Below are 16648 nucleotides of genomic sequence, written 5' to 3'. Positions count from 1 at the left end.
TGTCATCTTCAAAGGCAGATATAACCAAAAAGAACTCCCGGTTAATACCAGGAGTTCTTTTTAATCTGTTAAAGGCTATGCCGGTAGCGGGAGATGCTGCCACCTTAAACTTTTAGTACTACTTTTCCAAACACTTTACCAGATTCCAATCTTTTATGCGCGCTCACAGCTTCTTCCAGCAGATAAACCTTGTCAATTACTGAAGTGATCTTACCCTGTACTGCCAGCGTAAATATATCTGTCATAGCAGTCATCAACTGGCTATCAGCAACGGAATTAAGACTAAGGAATGAAATTGCAAGAGATTTTTGGAGCGATGTCACCAGCGGCATCGCAAAATCTGGTAGAGGAAAGCCGCCGGCAACACCATTAAGTACATAACGGCCGTTTGGCTTCAGCCTGTTAAAGAAAGATGTTACGTCATTTCCTGCAACAGAATCAATGATCACATCATATTCCTCATACCCGTTATCAAATTGCCGCACACCTAATGCTGATAACATTGAGCGTTTTTCAGGTGAGGTAGTTGATGCCGTTACCTGCGCACCTCTAAGCTTTGCCAACTGTGCCGTCATAGTACCTATTCCGCCGCCCGCACCTCTCACCAATACCTGTTCCTCTTTTCCACAGCGTCCCTGTAATAAAGAGAAATGTGCTACCAGTGCGTTAATACCCAATGCAACGGCAGCCTCTGAAGATAATGCAGCAGGTATTTCAGCGATACTGGTGACATCGGCAATAAGCTGCTCTGCATAACCACCCTTATCTACTTTGGCAAATACTCGTTTTCCTATCCATTCCGCAGCTCCGTCTATAACCGTCCCTGATACCTCCACACCTGGCACAAATCCTATAGGGGAAAGGCCTGGGAATAACCCCTTTCTGAAAAATACATCTACTAATCCAACACCACAGGCTTCTACTGCTATAAGCACCTGTCCTGCCCCTGCTCTAACGGGTTCAACTGTTGTTACACTCAGCTCTTCCGGACTCCCAAACGCTTTAATACTTATTACTTTAACTGACATATTATTGGGTTTTAATAAAGCCCAAAGGTATTTCGGCAGGTGCTGCAGCAAGACATTGGTTACCTTTAGGCAACTGATTACCGATTGGTAACCGATCAAAATAATGAGTAATTTGACAACACATTAACAGGTTATATGAAGAAGAAAGACAGTATTGAACAAATTGCAGAATGTTCCTATAATCGACTTGCCATTATGGATGCTGTATCTATGCTGTCGGGTAAATGGAAAATCCCGGTTTTGTGTGCGTTGCTGCAGCATGGCAGCCTTTGTTTTCTGGATATTGTAAGGCACGTGCATGGTATATCAGCCAAAACGCTGACAAAGGAATTACGCGAAATGGAATCAAATCAACTGGTAACACGAAAGGTATTGGACACGCGTCCTGTTACTGTGGAATATACATTAACAGATTACGGCAGAACACTGGATAAAGCCATCTTCGAACTCCTGGCCTGGGGACTGGCCCACAGAAAAAGATTGATTGGAAAAGATACATTGGGCGAAAAAAGTGCACATAGTTATATTTCGGAAATGCAGCAGGACTGGCCTGTTAATCGTGCCCAGCGAATCGCCATTAAATAATTTATTCTGCTAATGGACTGCATTTCAGAAAGTGATAAAAACAAACAAGGCAGCATTACTGCTGCCTTGTTCAATACTGTCGGGGCGGCAAGATTCGAACTTGCGACCTCCTGCTCCCAAAGCAGGCGCGATAACCGGGCTACGCTACGCCCCGTTCCGACAGCAACGCCTTATCGGCGAATCGGGATGCAAATGTATGTATAAATTTTACAAAACCAAATTCTTCCTCAAAAAAACTATTATTTACTTTCTTCTTTTTGCAGGCAGGCCATAATCGCCAGTATGGTAACTACCACGGAGATGATAGTACGGATGTTATGCCAGCCGTTCCATGGTCCGGCAAAGGTATTGCGGGCGTCAGCCAGCTGCTGCGCGGAAGCTCCGGCCACCTGTACCTTTGCCAGCGCGTCGTTCATCGGCACATTAGCTACGGAAGTGATACCCAACACTCCTACAATGTAAAGGATGGCAGACAGCCACAGCAGCCCTTTTCTGCGTCCCTGCTGTTGAATAGCCGCTACCGGTAATAATACCGCAGCTCCCAGGAAGGCACTTATAAACAACGGATTAACGATCACATCGTTGATAGCCTGCATTGCAGTAATATACTGTGCATCGGGCAGGCGGGTGAAAGCCGGATTGATGGATACTGCAAAGCCAAAAAACAACCCTGCCACCAGGGCAGCGGTTAAGGTAGCGATGATCATTACGATCTGTCTTGTGTTCATCTGGAAAATAATTTATACCCCAAAGCTATAACTGCGGGCACACTAAAAATTGAATAAAACCGACACTGGATTATTTTATGAGCAATATTTCTTCACCTGTTTCATCCAGCAGTTTCTGGAACTGGTAGGGAGAGCAGCCGGTGAATTCCTTAAAGGAGCGGATAAAATGAGATTGATCGGCATAATCGTTTTCAAAGGCAATATCTGAGAGTTTACTGTAGTCGTTGCTTTTCAGCTGGTGCAGGGAAGCCTGGTACTGACAGATTCTGGAAAATAATTTCGGGGAGATGCCCACATACTCCTTGAACCGCCGTTCAAAGGTACGCTCTGTGAGCTGTAGTTTGTCCTGCAGATCTTTGAGAGAAGTGCTGCCATTGGAGCCCATGATCTGTGACACGGCATATTCCACGATGCTGTCTCCCGTCGCTTTGTTTTGGGTGATTTTATTATGGAGATAGGCAGATAAAACTTCTATCCGGGTGGTAGCAGAACCAGCTGTGGCCAGCTGTTCCGGCAATGTCTTTTTTCCGGGCAACAGCCCCAGGTCCACACAGTCGTTGGTGAGCTCGCCGGCATTCATACCAAAAACCGACTTCAGTCCATTGGGGTGGAAGATAACGCCGGTGGCCTTCAGCGGGCCCAGCGATGCGATTTCAACATTCCGGGTGGTTTGTCCATACAGAAAAATTTCCGGCAGCTCCTTGTTCTCCCGGACAAAAGTGCCGGCATCCGGATGCTGGAAAATCAGCCCCGGACAACCATCTACCAAGGACCCAAAGGCCTTGGCCAGCGCCTGGGGATCATCGCCCTCCAGGGTCCAGAAATAACGAATATAAGCCTGCAGGTAAGCAGGCGCCGGAATAAGCTCGTACCTGATATGGTTATCCGCGGTTATCATCTTCATAAAAATACATAAAAAGGGCTATAATTATTGCTGGTCATAATACCCGCGCAGCGCCCGTGTTTTATTCTGCATCAGCCGGAGTGCACCATTCAACAGATGGCTGTGGTCCAGCGAAAATCCCGTATAATGCTGCAGCAGCAGGGGTGACAATCGCTATAAAAAAAACAGAGGAAGCTGGCATACGCTCCTTTTCTCATAAGCATTGGTTTGACAGGATAAATATAATCGCGTTCCGCTGAAACGGGAAATTATACTGGAACAAGATAACATCCCGTTGATCCGATGGTATCATAAACGTATACAGGCTATTAAAAGTATCAACAGCAAAAAACTTTCTCCCTCTTTTCAATTTATTAACTCAGGTGAATGAACAGGCTCTTTCCCGGTCTTAGTTTTGCCCTATAAATCAAACTATCTAAAACCTTTTCCCATGTTGCTTTTCAACCTGTTACTGCTGACACATTTTATGGCCTTTGCCGGTTACCTGTTTATCCTTGCCACCCTTTGGACCAACATAGAAGCGCCCCGGGATAAAAAAGGACTGTTCCTGGGCATAGCCATTCTACTTACAGGTATTGCCCTGGTGGCCCTGAAATACCCGGCTATCAACTACTACAAGGTAGTACCCAAACTGGGGATCTTTGGAGTAATAACGGTAATGAATATCCGTTTTGCAGATAAACCCTTCACCCGGCAGGCATACTACTGGATGGTGACACTAACATTGCTGGCAGCAGTCATAGCTACCATAAGAGTATAGCATTTACCACAAACAATTTGTACCTTGTATAGCTATTTCAGGACGAGACAATCTATGCAAAACCGGACAACCGGCTGTATCAAAACCGGACGTCACACGATTTTTGAACTTTCATAACTATCTGACAGTCACAATAGAATTAAAATGGCACTATCCTAGTGGCCCCAATGACCAAAACTAAAAGGAATGCTGAACAGTCATTTCAGGATTGCGATCAGAAACCTCTGGAAACACAAGGGCTTTTCTGTCATTAATATTTCGGGATTAGCTTTGGGCATGGCTTGCAGCCTGTTGATCCTCTTATGGGTACAGGACGAGAAAAAGGTAGATGCTTTTCATGCCAACGGGCCCCGTTTGTACAGCGTATACGAAAAGATGTTTCATGAGGGCACCATAGATGCCGGTTATGCCACCCCTGGTTTACTGGCAGAAGAGCTGAAACGTTCTATGCCGGAGATAGAAAAGGCATCCGGCCTGGGATGGTCCAGTACCAGCTCTTTTGCCGCAGGAGATAAAATATTGAAAGAAGAAGGCCGGGCAGCTGGTGCTGACTTTTTTGAGATGTTCAGCTATCCTCTGCTGGAAGGGAGTGCGCGGGAAGCCTTGTCAGCCCCGGAAAACATTGCCATTTCCCGCAGGATGGCCGTAGCTTTCTTCGGCAGCGCGGAGAAGGCCATTCATCAGACTATCCGGTATGATAACCACCGCGACTTTACCGTCAGTGCTGTGTTTGAAGATTTGCAGGCCAATGTTTCGCAGCAGTTTGATTTCCTGCTTAACTGGGAAGCCATGAAGCAGGAAAACGACTGGATCACTGACTGGGCCAACAACGGGCCGGAAACCCTTATTATGCTGCGTCCCGGCGCCGATGCCGCAAAGCTGGAACAGAAAATAACCAGCTTTCTGCAGGATTACAACCGGCATAACGCCGCTTTCCACAGTGAACTGGGCCTACAACGTTATGATGAAAGGTATCTTCATGGCCGCTTTGAAAACGGACAAATCAGCGGCGGCCGCATCACTTATGTAAAATTATTCAGCCTGGTGGCAGTGTTTATTCTCCTGATCGCCTGCATCAACTTTATGAACCTGACAACGGCACGTTCTTCCAAAAGGCTGAAAGAGATAGGCGTACGTAAAGTACTGGGAGCCGTTCGCGGACAACTGGTGCGCCAGTTCATCGGAGAAGCCGTGCTGACAGCCGTTTTTGCAGCCGTGCTGGCAGTGTTGGTGGTGCTGCTCGTGATGCCGGTGTTCAACACGCTCACCGGCAAACAGATGTCCCTGCCTACTCATCTGCCACTGTTCTGGGGCGCTCTGGCTTTACTGACATTGTTCACCGGCATCATCTCCGGCAGCTATCCTGCCCTGTTCCTGTCCGGCTTCAGTCCTATCAAAGTACTGAAAGGCACCCTGCCACAAGGAGCCGGCAGCAGCTGGTTCAGAAAGGGACTGGTAACTTTTCAGTTTGTGCTCTCCATCATCCTGATCATCTCCACGATATTAATTTCAAGACAGATCAACTATATCCAGGACTCCAGCCTGGGATATGACCGGGTCAATCTGGTGTATATACCGATAGATGGAGATCTGAGCTCTCAGAAAGAAGTGTTCAGACAGGAAGCGCTCAACACTCCTGGTGTGGTGTCCGTTACCCGCATGCTGGGCAACCCTACCAGTCTGGAAAGCCGTACCAGCGGCATTGACTGGGAAGGCAGAAACCCCGCTACCAAATCCTACTTTACCCATTCTACGGTGGGGTATGATTATATCTCCACTATGCATCTTCAGATGGCGCAGGGACGTGATTTCTCCAGGGAGTTTGCCACTGATTCCGTGGGCTATATTCTGAATGAAACAGCCGCAAAAAAAATTGGTTACAAAGACCCCGTCGGCAAACCACTCACCTTTTGGGGTAAACGCGGACACATCATCGGCGTGGTAAAAGACTTTAATTATCAATCGTTGCATAATACGATAGAGCCGCTGGTATTACGGCTGGACAACAGTAATGCTTCCGGCGTATTCGGCACCTTCCAGGCAGGCACCTTTCTGGTGAGGATACAACCGGGTAAAGCGCGGCAGGTGCTCACAGGCCTTGAACAGCTATGCCGTAAGCTGAATCCCAAATTCCCTTTCAGTTATCAGTTTGCCGATGAAGAATATACCCGGTTGTATAAAAGTGAGCAGGTGACCGGCCGGTTGTCGGTGATCTTTGCCGTGCTGGCTATCTTTATTTCCTGTCTGGGGCTATTGGGACTGTCTGTATTCACGGCCGAACAACGGGCCAAAGAGATCAGTATCCGTAAAGTGATGGGGGCTAGTGCAGCCTCCTTGTTTGGTATACTGTCATCCGGTTTTCTGTCGCTGGTGGGCATCGCTTTCCTGATAGCGGCTCCGATAGCCTGGTGGGCCATGCATCTCTGGTTACAACAGTTTGCCTATAAAACAGGCATCAGCTGGTGGATATTTGTATTATCCGGTATGATTGCAGTGCTGATTGCATTGGGAACTATTAGTTTTCAGGCTATTAAGACGATCAACATCAATCTGGTGAAAAGCCTGAGAGGAGAATAAAAATATTGCGTTAAAATGCGAACGCAGGTATGTTAGAAGTACTACAAGGGTACCCAGAAATGGGTGCCCTTGCTGTTATGGCCCTTCAGTATAAAATAACTACCTTTAAAAGATGATGCCTTGTTCATATATCAGTGCCGTAAAAAAACATCCGCCGCTCTGGCTGATGGTATTGTTTGCGCTATGCAGTACGGCCTTTTATCTGCCATATGAGGGGTATTGCAACAAACCAGCCGTACAGGATGAACAAGTGTATACCGGCACCTGTAAGGGCAGAAAAACGATCAGTTATCAAAGGGCCTTGTCGCTGTTACATCCGGCTGTGGCGGACTACCACTTACCGGTAGCCATGGCCCTGGCAGCTGCAGATAATCAAATTCACGTCCGGCTGCGCAGCGCTGCTGAAAAATGTAAGCAGATCCAGTCTTTTCCTCCTTCTCTTCCTGTAAAAATGCCCACTGCAGAAGAAGCACTCCCTGTGATCGCCTGATACCAGTATGCTTCATTACATGTTGCCTCTCCGGCAACAGTGGTTTTATTATTCTAAATTTTTACTCCATGAAAAAATTAAAACCCGTATTACGGGTATTGCGAATTGTATTGTTTTGTATGATGGCCGCTATGTGTATGTGCCTGTTCGCGGGTGTGCCTATCAGTATGCCCAGAATAAGAGAAGATGCACCTATAGAGGTAGTAGTCAAACCAGATACGGAAAACGCCAATAAGCCTGCTACAATTGACTTTCAGGTTTTCAATTAATTATAAAAGCGTCCGGTAAAATGCCGGACGCTTTCTATTTCAGGCAACTTCTGCCTATAACTTTTTGAGGCTTTTTACTGTTATAAAAACTACATTTTGATTCACCCTATTTTTTAACCTAAAAAAGTAAATGTTATGCCCTACTCTCCTTTGTTAATAAAACCTTTTAAAGATGAACTGACCGAAGTGGGTGTGAAAGAACTGATAACCCCTGAAGATGTAGACAAAGTTATGGCCCTGGACGGCACCACCATGGTGATTATTAACAGTGTCTGCGGCTGTGCCGCCGGTATGGCCCGTCCTGCAGTAGTACAAATCATGACAGATGAGTCTATTAAAAAACCGGACCGTGTGGTAACTGTGTTTGCCGGCCAGGACCTGGAGGCTACCGCCCGTTTCAGGAACTACATTGCAGATATTCCCCCATCTTCTCCTTCCATCGCATTTTTTAAAGACCAAGAACTGGTTTATTTTATCCCTAAGCACAGGATAGAAGGCAGAGACGCCCGCGCAGTAGCCAGCGATCTGCAGGCTATTTTTGAAGAATTCGTTGTATAGTCCATAAAAATAAAAGGCCGGATCAGGTGACCGGCCTTTTATCTAAAAATATAATTATCAGTAAGCTCCACCCAGATCTACGGCTCCTCCGTAAGCCTCCGGTACATCAGTTAATGCCTTCAGGTTCCTGCCGTCAATGTCGCAGGAATAGATATCACTCTTCTTATTGCCAGGAGTAGCAAACCGGGTCTCCAGTACAAAAAATATTTTTTTACCATCCGGCGACAACCTCACATCCCCAACTATACTCTGATCAGCTCCTAATTGAACATTTACTTTTGTCTGCCCCGTACCATCATAGTTCATCAACCATAGTTCCTTTTTTGATATAGCGTTGTATTTTAAGAACACCAGTTTATTAAGTTGTGTTGTATTGCCGTTACCAGTGTTATTTACAGAAAGTACACCTGTTGGGCTCACACTCAGACCATTCCCCACCATCACACCCCCTAAAGTAGTGGCAGTAGCAGGAGGCAACGTATAACCACTGCCGTTACTTCCATTGCCGCCAGTATTGCCTCCCGGTTCGGCATCGGCAGACTTTTTACAACTGATCTGGAAAAGTAAAATAGCAGTGGAAAAAAGGATTAACACAAAAGATCCTAATAACATCTTTTTCATAATATAGGTTTTATTTATAGCTAACTTAAACGTAATGCATACAATATTAATATACCATAAATAAAACATACTCAATTTTTACATGAAACTTTTCATGTTCCTTGTTTTTCTTCCTTTGCCGGAACATGATTGTAAAAATTGTAAGTTCGTAGTAAGAGCAGTACGCTCAATAACACGCTCCTATGACGGAAATACTGCGAACCGAACGACTCATCATACAACCCATCAGCATTGCTGATGCAGCTTTCATCTATACTTTAGTCAACACCGATGCCTGGAAACGATATATCGGCGACAGACACGTCGACACACTCGATGATGCTATCAGCTATATCGCACGTGTAATGGAAAACCCGGCCACCAACTTCAAAGTAGTCAGACGACTGGAAGATGAATGTCGGATTGGTATCGTCACCCTGATCAAACGGGCGTATCTGCCCCATCATGATATCGGCTTTGCCTTCCTGCCACAGTACGCAGGAAAGGGCTATGCCTATGAAGCGGCATATGCCCTGCTGGAAGATGTAAGAAATGATGCCGCCCATACTCATATCCTGGCCACCACCATACCTGGCAATGAACGGTCTATCCATCTGCTGGAAAAACTGGGACTGAAATTCAGAGATAAACTCTCCCTCAATGGAGAACAGCTGTTGTTATACCGGCGCCGGTTTTAGCCAACAGCTGATATTATAACTTCACGGAAAATCCCATCTCAGCAGTAATCGCCAGCCTGTTCCAGGCATTGATGGCGATAACAGCCATGAGCACCTGCGCCAGCTTTATTTCTCCTAAAATAGTAAGGGCTTTGTTGTACGTTTCTGCAGTCACTCCTTGCTGATGAATGAGTGTAATTTCTTCGGTGAGCTGCAACATTATTTTTTCTTCTTCAGAAAAAAGATTGGTTTCCCTCCATGCATCCAGCAGGAAAAGCCTTTGGGCATTTTCACCATCGCGTACTGCATCTACGGTATGCATATTGATACAGTAAGCACAGTGATTGATTTGTGAAGCACGCACCTTTATCAATCCTTTCTCAATCTCAGACAACTGAGTAGTATGCAGATATTTTTCAAGTCCACTCAGTGCCTCGTAAGCCGCAGGCTGCACCGCAGCGAGATTCATTCTTTGTTCCATAGTGATATCTTTTTATTTAACCACAAAACTATATCACCGGACCCGGGGAAATCTTAAACCCGTTTAAGATTTTCGTTTCTTTCGTAATTCACTTAAATATTCAGGGGTAAATCCCAGATAGGATGCCAACAGGTACTGAGGAATCCGCTGTACAAAAGCAGGTTCATTCTTACTGAAATGCTCAAATACCTCTTCCTTGGAAAAGCCGTACAAATATTTGATCCTGTACTGGGAAGCAGCCAGAGCCCGTTGATGCATAATCCTGAAATAGGATTCAATTGCCGGAAACTGCTTTATCAGCCCCTCATACGCATCATTATCGATGGAAAGCACTACACTCTTTTCTACCGCCTGCAAACAAAAATCTGTTGGCTGCTGGCTGAGCAAAGACATATGATCTGTCATCCACCAGTTCTCAATAGCAAAATGGGTGGTTTGTTCTGTTCCCTTATCATCAATGAAAAACATTCTCAGACAACCTTTCACTACAAAATAGTTGGCCCTGCACAGCTGTCCTTCTGTGAAGAGATTTTGCTTTTTCTTTAATTCAAGGGTATCTGTAAAACTTAGTATACTGTCTGCATCGGTGTCCTGGACAGCGATATAATTTTTCAGATGTTGAATAAAGGGATGAAGCATTGCCTGATAGTTTCTTTCAAAATTATCTACTATCAGGCAATATCACAACCTTATTACATTTTACAGGCTGATTTCTTCCAGGAGATTATTGTAAACAGGCTGCCATCCCAGCTCTTTACGCGCTTTTTCTGCACTGGCGAGAATATTGGACCCCATACCAAAATGAGCCATGGCAGGGCTCCAGATCTTAATCGCTTCGTGAATGGACAGTGATGTTATCTCTCTATCAAATCCTAAAACCTGATTAATTCTTTCAGCGATAGCATAAAAAGAAGTCCGCCCGTTTTCTGCATAATAGAAAGAACCTGCTGTGCCTTTTTCTACAGCCAGTTCATATAATGCGAGCAGGTCCATGATGTGCACATTGGAAGTAAGATTCACGCCTTTACCCACCATCACTGCATTCTTCCGTTTTTGTGCTTCTCTTATCAATGCAGGTATCTGGTCGCTTTCCTTTTTAAGTCCCAGTCCTTTACCATATACCATCGTAGGGCAGATCACCATACTACGTATGCTCCGCTGTGCGGCGGCCAGCACTGCCTTATCAATGGCTACACGTCCGGCCCTCTCCAGTAAAGGATTTTCCGGAATATCTGTATACACCACCTCACCGGCATATTGCCCTGCGGCCTTATCGCCAATCATTCCGCCGCCGGAAGTATGAATAAAGGTTTTCCCACTTCCTTCGAGTGCATCGAGGATAGCCGATACCATAAAAGGATCATCGGAATCTGAGACATTAATGATGATATCCGCCGTTCCAAGAATAGCCTGCACATCAGGGCTTTCCACCAGTATTCCCGCAGTTGCATGAATACCCAGTTGTTGTACTAATGCTACATCTGCCTGCTTCCGCACCAGACTACTCACCTGATAACCTCTCTCCAGCAGATAAATTGCCAGTGAGCCTCCAATATAACCTGTCGTACCGAGAATAAATACACGCTTTGCTTTCATTTTTTGGAGCAAAGTTCACGACAGCTTTTTTTTAGAAAAACCCGAATCTTGCGAATTTCAGATAGGAAAAACCGAGCTATATCTTCTCGATAAATATTATGTTAACACCAACAGAACAATCATCTGCACAAGTGTTTTCCACATATCCACAACTGGATATCATACCGTCATTCTTTGCTTCGAAATAGTTGTTAGCATTATCTCTTTTGATAAGCCACTCGTCTTTTGCCTTTTTATAGATTTCATCCAGTGTGAGCATAGAAAAGCCTGGTATGTGCGATCCCAGTGCACTTTCGTCTTCCGTCCATTCTTCATTGGTGACTACCTGGTTAGTGGCAGGATCTCTATGTTTAGCGGTATAAGACCGCTCGATAACTTTACCTTCCTTTACGGTAATAACTGTTACAGAACTACTCCCTGTCCAGGATGCAAAGGAAACTCCATACCGATAGGTGTTATTGGAGGATGCTTTAAAATTTATCCAGGTATCATAACTCTTTTTAAAATCATTGTCATAGGCAATCTTATCTTTTTTGCAGGATACAAACAGAACGCCCGTCAGCATTAGGATAAAGAGGTAAACATTTTTCATACGTGTGATTTTGTATTTAAACGATAGGAGATTGGCGAATGTTACACGATAAGTTTTGCACTGCATAATCATTGATTTGATTCGCATAACTTTAGTAAAACAGGTTGATCTAATTTTGTTCTGTTATTTTTTAATCGATATGAAAACAGTACAACAACCTATTCATTCAGGATACAATGCTTCCAGTACGGCGGCGGAATTAGCTGCTGGCCATGATTTAACGGGAAAAGTTGTTTTAGTCACCGGCGGCAATTCAGGCATCGGCTATGAAACCGTTATAACGTTGGCGGCTATAGGAGCAACAGTTGTTGTGGGTGCCAGGGATGCCGGCAAGGCATCAAGCCGGCTCGCTCATCTGAAAAATGTGTCTTTTTTTCCGCTCGACCTGGCCGATCCTGCTTCTGTTGACAGCTTTGCAGCGCGTTTCCTGGCAGAACATAACCAGCTGGATTTATTGTTCAATAACGCGGGGTTATTCCGGCTGCCACAACTCATGAAAGACCAACGTGGCTATGAGCTTCAGTTTGGCGTAAACCATCTGGGGCACTTTCAACTAACCGGACGGTTATGGCCGGCATTGAAAAATGCAGGCAGCGCGCGGGTTATCTCCCTATCATCCATAGGGCACCGGCATATGGGCCTGCGACTAAATGATCCGAACTTTGAGAAACAGCCCTTTGACACCATGAAAGCCTACGGACAATCCAAGACCGCCAATGTGCTTTTTGCCGTTGAACTGGACCGCGTAGGGCAGGCACATGGGGTCAGGGCATTTGCCGTACATCCCGGTGCTATCATGACAGATATCTTCCGACATATGCCACCCGAAGAACAACAAGTCTGGGCCACACGGGTGGATAACCTTAAAACGCCGCAGCAGGGAGCCGCCACCTCCGTCTGGTGTGCCCTGAGCCCTCAGCTCAATGGCATGGGTGGCGTTTATTGTGAAGATTGTGATATTGCCGTATCTGTACCCGATGATGATCCTGCCTTTTACGGTGTCCGCAGCTATGCGCTTGACCCTCTTAATGCCGCAGCCTTATGGAAGTTCAGCGAAGCAGTAACCGGTATCAAATGGCCTTATTAGTTAGGCTCAATTTCATAACTTAGGGATATGAATTCCCATGAAAGTATTGAACAGTTTTTTGAAAGACGGGGAAATAGAAACGACCACCCTGGCGATTTTTACGTCTATCTGGTGGATGATACACATCCTCCTCATCCCGCCCCGTTGACACGCAGGAACTATTATAAAATTTCACTGCTGCTGGAAGGCGAAGCCATTATACACTATGCTCATCGAAGCATCCCGGTTAAAGGCAATACTATCATTTTCAGTAACCCAATGATCCCTTATACCTGGCAACGTATTTCTGCCAGGCAACGCTACTACTTTTGTCTGTTTTCCGCGTCATTTGTAAATAACCGGCTAAAACATGAAAGCCCGGCGGAAGCATCCATCTTCAAAATCCAGGGAGATCATGTCCTGTTCCCGGACATGGCAGCAGCAGGAAGGATAACAGGCCTATTTGAAATGATGATGCAGGAAACGAAAGGGCATTATACCCATAAAGATGATGTGCTGAGAAATTATGTACAGCTGCTGATACATGAAGGGCTTAAAATTGCGCCTCCGGTGGCTTCCTATATTCCTATCACTTCAGCAGACCGGCTCACGGAACTATTCCTCGAGCTACTTGTCCGTCAGTTCCCGATCACCAGTGTTCATGACCGGATCAACATAAAAACAGCGGCTGCATTTGCAACACAACTGTCGGTACATGTAAACTACCTGAACAAATCGGTGAAGGCTGTAACCGGGAAAACCACCACCGAACTGATTTCCGAACATCTGGCCAATGAAGCCGGATACCTGCTCCGGCATACTCACTGGGATGTAGCCCAGATTGGGTATTGCCTTGGTTTTGAGCATGCCTCCAACTTCAACACTTTCTTCCGGAAGATGACCGGGGAAACACCTCAGCAGTTCCGCAGGAAATTACAATGATTATTTGCGCCGGTTGATCTTCCATCTGAGTAATACCTCCCATTGCATCACCGGCTTCATATTCATTCCCAGCGAATCCTTTGTAGTATGTAACACCGGAATTACCGTACGGGCCGCAGCCTGCCATCTGGCATGATCGTAATAAACTTCAGCAGTGATATTGCCCTGGAACTGACCTATGCTGTTCCAGGTTTTACTTTTATCTGCAGTAGTACTATTGTAAGTGCGGGTACTTATGGTATCACGGACTTCTTTGGTTTCAAAGATGGAAGCGGTATGTCCGTAATATCCCTGCAAGCCTGCACTTCCGAAGAAGTTACCCACTATACGATGATGGTAAGCCAGTGATGCGCTGTAGCCGAAGGTTTGCCTTAGCGTACGGGTGATCTTATCGTTAGGACCTGCCAGGCTTATTCCACTGTAATAAGGGGCATCGTTATATAGTTGGGTAGCCATTGCATTCATATCCAGACTGATCGCTGCATTATTCCAGGCACGTTGTATACGGATACCCGGAATTAATAGTCTGTACAGCTGGTTGTTTCCATCGGGACCTTTGTAATAGGCCGGATTGCTGCTTACGGGCACCGGAATGGTCCACTGTGCCAGCAATTGCCAGTATCCAGGTGTATGCGGCTTTATCTGCGGCATACGGTTACTGGTGAGATGATCCATGGTTTCGCGGCTGGCTTTTAATGGGTGTTCTGTTTTACGATGATAAAGCGGAAGAGGTTGCAGGATCAGTCTGGCAGGTAACCCAGGTTTTAGCATGGCGGATGCTTCGGAGTTGTTAACGCCTGCCAGATCTGATGCTGCAGTATTCCCGGAGGCTTCCTGTACGGAGGCCGGAGAAAGTAGTTTATGCGTTACAGTTATATCATCGCTGATTTTTTCCGACTTCTCAGCGTTGTTACCGGAGGAACTGTTATCCTTACGTGTATACGGCACTGTTATACCGGAATGGCGCCGGGCTTTGTCTCCAGCATAAGCGGAGGTATGCTGACCGACTGCTTTATCAGCAGCAGCGCTTTTCACAGATACCCTTCCAGCTGCAGAAAAGCCTGAGGTTGCGCTGTTACCTACTGGTGTATTTCGGACTGAATGGCCCGAAACTCCGGATGCAGGGGCATTGGCGGCCGCGGCTCGTGTATCAGACGCAGCTGCTGATATGGGGGGTATACCCGGTGTATTGGAAGCAAGAGCCCGATGATTGGTACCTGTGGCCACAACTGAGGATTTTCCTCTCGGGATATCCTGCCGGGAAGATTCCGTTTTTTCCGGATCTGTGGCTGTTGTTTTGTTGGCGACTAATGTTGTATCCGGTTTGGAAACGACAGGTGTTGCAGCCGGAGTGCTCACATTGTCTGCCATGGAGTCTGTAGTAAGGGTAGTGCTGTCTTTTATGGTAATGGTATTGCCCGCCGGCACTAATACCGGTGCAGGAAGGTTGTTCCGGTGTACAACGTATAGTACGGAACCGGATATAAACAGGGTGCCGACTGCATATTTAACGAAGGGCAGCATTTTGGCGATGATGCCTGCTGAATTTGGAGCGGGATGTCCGTTAGCCGGGGGAGTCACGGGCATCACTGCATTCAGGCGCTGCTCCATGAGCTTCCAGCTGTCATCAGCGGAAGGTAAGGAAATGGGGACTTCTTCATCGTCCCAAAAGTGCTTATGCAGGTTACTTTCACTCACTCAGGTATCATTTAAGGTAGTGTTGCTCCAATATCGGCTTCAGTTTAGTTCGTGTTTCACTCAGGTGCCATTTCACTGTTCCCGGGCTTTGTTTAAGCATTTCGGCAATATCTTTCACCGGAAAGCCTTCCAGATAAAACAGTGTGCACACAGCTCTGGTAGATGGAGGTAATGCGTCGAGCAGTTTATAGATATCTTCCCAGGCCAGTTTGCCCAGCGTATTATTCTGCGTTGTCACTACTTCTTCATCTATTTCATTATGTGATGGCCATTTACGGCTGCGTATTTTGTCCAGTGCTGTATTTCTGACAACAGTATACACCCAGTTAAAGAATTCCCCTTTAGCGGCGTCATATTTTTCCAGTTGTGTAAATACCTGCAGCATACCATCGTTCAGTACTTCCACTGCTTCCTCAGGCTGGCTGAAGAATTTCCGGCACAATAGGAATAGTGCCGGGTAGAACTTCCGGTATAGTTTTTCCTGGCTGCGCCTGTCGTTGGCCAGGCAGTCACGTACCAATTGCTGTAAATCTTCCAAAGGGCAATACTGTTACAGTACCAAATGTGGGTTATCAAAATGGGAAAAGTTGCTATAGACTATTCAGTCATATAGCAACTATTGTTTTTATTTTAATCCAGGACTGAAGTCCTGGGCTAAGATAGTTTTTGTCTAACATGATAGCATATACGTAATCAGTTATCTCCTCCGGGAACTGTCCGGGCGGGGATGCCATGATGTATCTATCGGATGTCTGGGACTGTCTACCGGATGCCTGGGCGTGTCAATCGGATGTCTCGGTGTATCTATTGGATGCCAGGGGGTATCCGGATGTTTGATGGTATCACCGGGATGATGGATAGAATCAAGCCTGGTACTATCATGGTGATGACCTGTTGAGTCGGCACTCAATTTCGCCTTTTGCGCAGCCATCTCCTGAAGGGTCACTTCACTCATATCCTTTTTACAACCGATCACACAACAAATACCCAGCAATACTGCTAAAAAATAAATGGGAAGATATCTCATAAGAAAAGTCGTTTATAAAAGTAAACGGGAACAACTGCAGAAGAGGTTGGGCAAAAAGAGAAAATTTTCT

Annotated in this window: 21 protein-coding genes and 1 tRNA gene; 9 read left to right on the top strand and 13 right to left on the bottom strand. The window is 46.0% G+C overall.

All coding sequences use genetic code 11. The features are described 5' to 3' along the window. Positions 1 to 104 precede the first annotated feature (104 nt). On the bottom strand, positions 105 to 1028 hold the full coding sequence (locus KD145_RS22615) for a zinc-binding dehydrogenase (protein ID WP_212001874.1): 924 nt from the start codon (positions 1026 to 1028) through the stop codon (positions 105 to 107). Between the two features lie 135 nt (positions 1029 to 1163). Here KD145_RS22615 and KD145_RS22610 point away from each other — a divergent pair, with 135 nt between their 5' ends. Continuing rightward, positions 1164 to 1613 (top strand): helix-turn-helix domain-containing protein, encoded by a 450-nt coding sequence (locus KD145_RS22610; protein WP_212001872.1) that lies wholly within the window; start codon positions 1164 to 1166, stop codon positions 1611 to 1613. Between the two features lie 79 nt (positions 1614 to 1692). Here the strand turns inward: KD145_RS22610 and KD145_RS22605 are convergent. The 4 genes from KD145_RS22605 to KD145_RS32505 form a co-directional block, all read right to left on the bottom strand. Continuing rightward, positions 1693 to 1767, bottom strand: a tRNA-Pro gene (locus KD145_RS22605). Positions 1768 to 1852: 85 nt separating this feature from the next. Further along, positions 1853 to 2341, bottom strand: a complete 489-nt coding sequence (locus KD145_RS22600; protein WP_212001871.1) for a DUF1772 domain-containing protein — start codon at positions 2339 to 2341, stop codon at positions 1853 to 1855. 70 nt (positions 2342 to 2411) lie between these two features. Further along, the gene (locus KD145_RS22595; RefSeq protein ID WP_212001870.1) at positions 2412 to 3245 is read right to left on the bottom strand and encodes an AraC family transcriptional regulator; all 834 of its coding nucleotides are present in this window, start codon (positions 3243 to 3245) and stop codon (positions 2412 to 2414) included. A gap of 24 nt (positions 3246 to 3269) precedes the next feature. After that, positions 3270 to 3395 (bottom strand): hypothetical protein, encoded by a 126-nt coding sequence (locus KD145_RS32505; RefSeq protein WP_256441229.1) that lies wholly within the window; start codon positions 3393 to 3395, stop codon positions 3270 to 3272. Positions 3396 to 3675: 280 nt separating this feature from the next. Here KD145_RS32505 and KD145_RS22590 point away from each other — a divergent pair, with 280 nt between their 5' ends. The 5 genes from KD145_RS22590 to KD145_RS22570 all read left to right on the top strand — a co-directional run bounded on the left by KD145_RS22590 (position 3676) and on the right by KD145_RS22570 (position 7899). Beyond that, positions 3676 to 4005, top strand: a complete 330-nt coding sequence (locus KD145_RS22590) for a hypothetical protein (protein WP_212001869.1) — start codon at positions 3676 to 3678, stop codon at positions 4003 to 4005. Positions 4006 to 4191: 186 nt separating this feature from the next. Beyond that, a complete protein-coding gene (locus KD145_RS22585) occupies positions 4192 to 6582 on the top strand; it encodes an ABC transporter permease (protein WP_212001867.1) in 2391 nt (796 codons plus the stop codon). Positions 6583 to 6694: 112 nt separating this feature from the next. After that, the gene (locus KD145_RS22580) at positions 6695 to 7072 is read left to right on the top strand and encodes a hypothetical protein (RefSeq protein ID WP_212001865.1); all 378 of its coding nucleotides are present in this window, start codon (positions 6695 to 6697) and stop codon (positions 7070 to 7072) included. Between the two features lie 68 nt (positions 7073 to 7140). Then, positions 7141 to 7341, top strand: coding sequence for a hypothetical protein (locus KD145_RS22575; RefSeq protein ID WP_212001863.1), 201 nt, complete (start codon positions 7141 to 7143; stop codon positions 7339 to 7341). A 135-nt stretch (positions 7342 to 7476) separates the two neighbouring features. Then, positions 7477 to 7899: a BrxA/BrxB family bacilliredoxin gene (locus KD145_RS22570; protein ID WP_212001861.1), complete on the top strand. Its 423-nt coding sequence runs from the start codon at positions 7477 to 7479 to the stop codon at positions 7897 to 7899. A gap of 57 nt (positions 7900 to 7956) precedes the next feature. Here the strand turns inward: KD145_RS22570 and KD145_RS22565 are convergent, their stop codons facing one another. After that, a complete protein-coding gene (locus KD145_RS22565) occupies positions 7957 to 8520 on the bottom strand; it encodes a hypothetical protein (RefSeq protein WP_212001859.1) in 564 nt (187 codons plus the stop codon). 182 nt (positions 8521 to 8702) lie between these two features. Here KD145_RS22565 and KD145_RS22560 point away from each other — a divergent pair, with 182 nt between their 5' ends. Beyond that, positions 8703 to 9197: a GNAT family N-acetyltransferase gene (locus KD145_RS22560; RefSeq protein WP_212001857.1), complete on the top strand. Its 495-nt coding sequence runs from the start codon at positions 8703 to 8705 to the stop codon at positions 9195 to 9197. 13 nt (positions 9198 to 9210) lie between these two features. Here KD145_RS22560 and KD145_RS22555 read toward each other — a convergent pair whose 3' ends face one another. The 4 genes from KD145_RS22555 to KD145_RS22540 all read right to left on the bottom strand — a co-directional run bounded on the left by KD145_RS22555 (position 9211) and on the right by KD145_RS22540 (position 11845). After that, positions 9211 to 9657 (bottom strand): carboxymuconolactone decarboxylase family protein, encoded by a 447-nt coding sequence (locus KD145_RS22555; protein WP_212001855.1) that lies wholly within the window; start codon positions 9655 to 9657, stop codon positions 9211 to 9213. A 63-nt stretch (positions 9658 to 9720) separates the two neighbouring features. Next, a complete protein-coding gene (locus KD145_RS22550; protein WP_212001852.1) occupies positions 9721 to 10296 on the bottom strand; it encodes a Crp/Fnr family transcriptional regulator in 576 nt (191 codons plus the stop codon). A 60-nt stretch (positions 10297 to 10356) separates the two neighbouring features. Further along, positions 10357 to 11253 carry an NAD-dependent epimerase/dehydratase family protein gene (locus tag KD145_RS22545; protein ID WP_212001850.1) on the bottom strand — a complete coding sequence of 299 codons (897 nt, stop codon included), beginning with the start codon at positions 11251 to 11253 and terminating at the stop codon, positions 10357 to 10359. 76 nt (positions 11254 to 11329) lie between these two features. Beyond that, on the bottom strand, positions 11330 to 11845 hold the full coding sequence (locus tag KD145_RS22540) for a hypothetical protein (protein WP_212001848.1): 516 nt from the start codon (positions 11843 to 11845) through the stop codon (positions 11330 to 11332). A gap of 139 nt (positions 11846 to 11984) precedes the next feature. Here KD145_RS22540 and KD145_RS22535 point away from each other — a divergent pair, with 139 nt between their 5' ends. Together KD145_RS22535 and KD145_RS22530 are read left to right on the top strand one after the other, a co-directional pair. Next, positions 11985 to 12932, top strand: coding sequence for an SDR family NAD(P)-dependent oxidoreductase (locus KD145_RS22535; RefSeq protein WP_212001846.1), 948 nt, complete (start codon positions 11985 to 11987; stop codon positions 12930 to 12932). A 27-nt stretch (positions 12933 to 12959) separates the two neighbouring features. After that, positions 12960 to 13853 (top strand): AraC family transcriptional regulator, encoded by an 894-nt coding sequence (locus tag KD145_RS22530; RefSeq protein ID WP_212001845.1) that lies wholly within the window; start codon positions 12960 to 12962, stop codon positions 13851 to 13853. Here KD145_RS22530 and KD145_RS22525 read toward each other — a convergent pair whose 3' ends face one another. The 3 genes from KD145_RS22525 to KD145_RS22515 form a co-directional block, all read right to left on the bottom strand. Then, entirely contained in the window at positions 13854 to 15551 is a 1698-nt protein-coding gene (locus KD145_RS22525) for a hypothetical protein (protein ID WP_212001842.1), read from the bottom strand. A 7-nt stretch (positions 15552 to 15558) separates the two neighbouring features. Then, entirely contained in the window at positions 15559 to 16089 is a 531-nt protein-coding gene (locus tag KD145_RS22520) for an RNA polymerase sigma factor (RefSeq protein ID WP_212001840.1), read from the bottom strand. 159 nt (positions 16090 to 16248) lie between these two features. Next, the gene (locus KD145_RS22515; protein WP_212001839.1) at positions 16249 to 16578 is read right to left on the bottom strand and encodes a hypothetical protein; all 330 of its coding nucleotides are present in this window, start codon (positions 16576 to 16578) and stop codon (positions 16249 to 16251) included. Between the last annotated feature and the right edge of the window lie 70 nt (positions 16579 to 16648).

It is taken from the genome of Chitinophaga sp. HK235, from assembly GCF_018255755.1.
Taxonomy (GTDB): Bacteria; Bacteroidota; Bacteroidia; order Chitinophagales; family Chitinophagaceae; genus Chitinophaga.
This window is presented reverse-complemented; position numbering and strand designations above follow the sequence as displayed.

What these genes read in the sequence shown, in the direction of transcription:
- KD145_RS22615 (WP_212001874.1), bottom strand. Translation starts at nt 1,028, where the DNA reads ATGTCAGTTAAAGTAATAAGTATTAAAGCGTTTGGGAGTCCGGAAGAG.
- KD145_RS22610 (WP_212001872.1), top strand. Translation starts at nt 1,164, where the DNA reads ATGAAGAAGAAAGACAGTATTGAACAAATTGCAGAATGTTCCTATAAT.
- KD145_RS22600 (WP_212001871.1), bottom strand. Translation starts at nt 2,341, where the DNA reads ATGAACACAAGACAGATCGTAATGATCATCGCTACCTTAACCGCTGCC.
- KD145_RS22595 (WP_212001870.1), bottom strand. Translation starts at nt 3,245, where the DNA reads ATGAAGATGATAACCGCGGATAACCATATCAGGTACGAGCTTATTCCG.
- KD145_RS22590 (WP_212001869.1), top strand. Translation starts at nt 3,676, where the DNA reads ATGTTGCTTTTCAACCTGTTACTGCTGACACATTTTATGGCCTTTGCC.
- KD145_RS22585 (WP_212001867.1), top strand. Translation starts at nt 4,192, where the DNA reads ATGCTGAACAGTCATTTCAGGATTGCGATCAGAAACCTCTGGAAACAC.
- KD145_RS22580 (WP_212001865.1), top strand. Translation starts at nt 6,695, where the DNA reads ATGATGCCTTGTTCATATATCAGTGCCGTAAAAAAACATCCGCCGCTC.
- KD145_RS22575 (WP_212001863.1), top strand. Translation starts at nt 7,141, where the DNA reads ATGAAAAAATTAAAACCCGTATTACGGGTATTGCGAATTGTATTGTTT.
- KD145_RS22570 (WP_212001861.1), top strand. Translation starts at nt 7,477, where the DNA reads ATGCCCTACTCTCCTTTGTTAATAAAACCTTTTAAAGATGAACTGACC.
- KD145_RS22565 (WP_212001859.1), bottom strand. Translation starts at nt 8,520, where the DNA reads ATGAAAAAGATGTTATTAGGATCTTTTGTGTTAATCCTTTTTTCCACT.
- KD145_RS22560 (WP_212001857.1), top strand. Translation starts at nt 8,703, where the DNA reads ATGACGGAAATACTGCGAACCGAACGACTCATCATACAACCCATCAGC.
- KD145_RS22555 (WP_212001855.1), bottom strand. Translation starts at nt 9,657, where the DNA reads ATGGAACAAAGAATGAATCTCGCTGCGGTGCAGCCTGCGGCTTACGAG.
- KD145_RS22550 (WP_212001852.1), bottom strand. Translation starts at nt 10,296, where the DNA reads ATGCTTCATCCCTTTATTCAACATCTGAAAAATTATATCGCTGTCCAG.
- KD145_RS22545 (WP_212001850.1), bottom strand. Translation starts at nt 11,253, where the DNA reads ATGAAAGCAAAGCGTGTATTTATTCTCGGTACGACAGGTTATATTGGA.
- KD145_RS22540 (WP_212001848.1), bottom strand. Translation starts at nt 11,845, where the DNA reads ATGAAAAATGTTTACCTCTTTATCCTAATGCTGACGGGCGTTCTGTTT.
- KD145_RS22535 (WP_212001846.1), top strand. Translation starts at nt 11,985, where the DNA reads ATGAAAACAGTACAACAACCTATTCATTCAGGATACAATGCTTCCAGT.
- KD145_RS22530 (WP_212001845.1), top strand. Translation starts at nt 12,960, where the DNA reads ATGAATTCCCATGAAAGTATTGAACAGTTTTTTGAAAGACGGGGAAAT.
- KD145_RS22515 (WP_212001839.1), bottom strand. Translation starts at nt 16,578, where the DNA reads ATGAGATATCTTCCCATTTATTTTTTAGCAGTATTGCTGGGTATTTGT.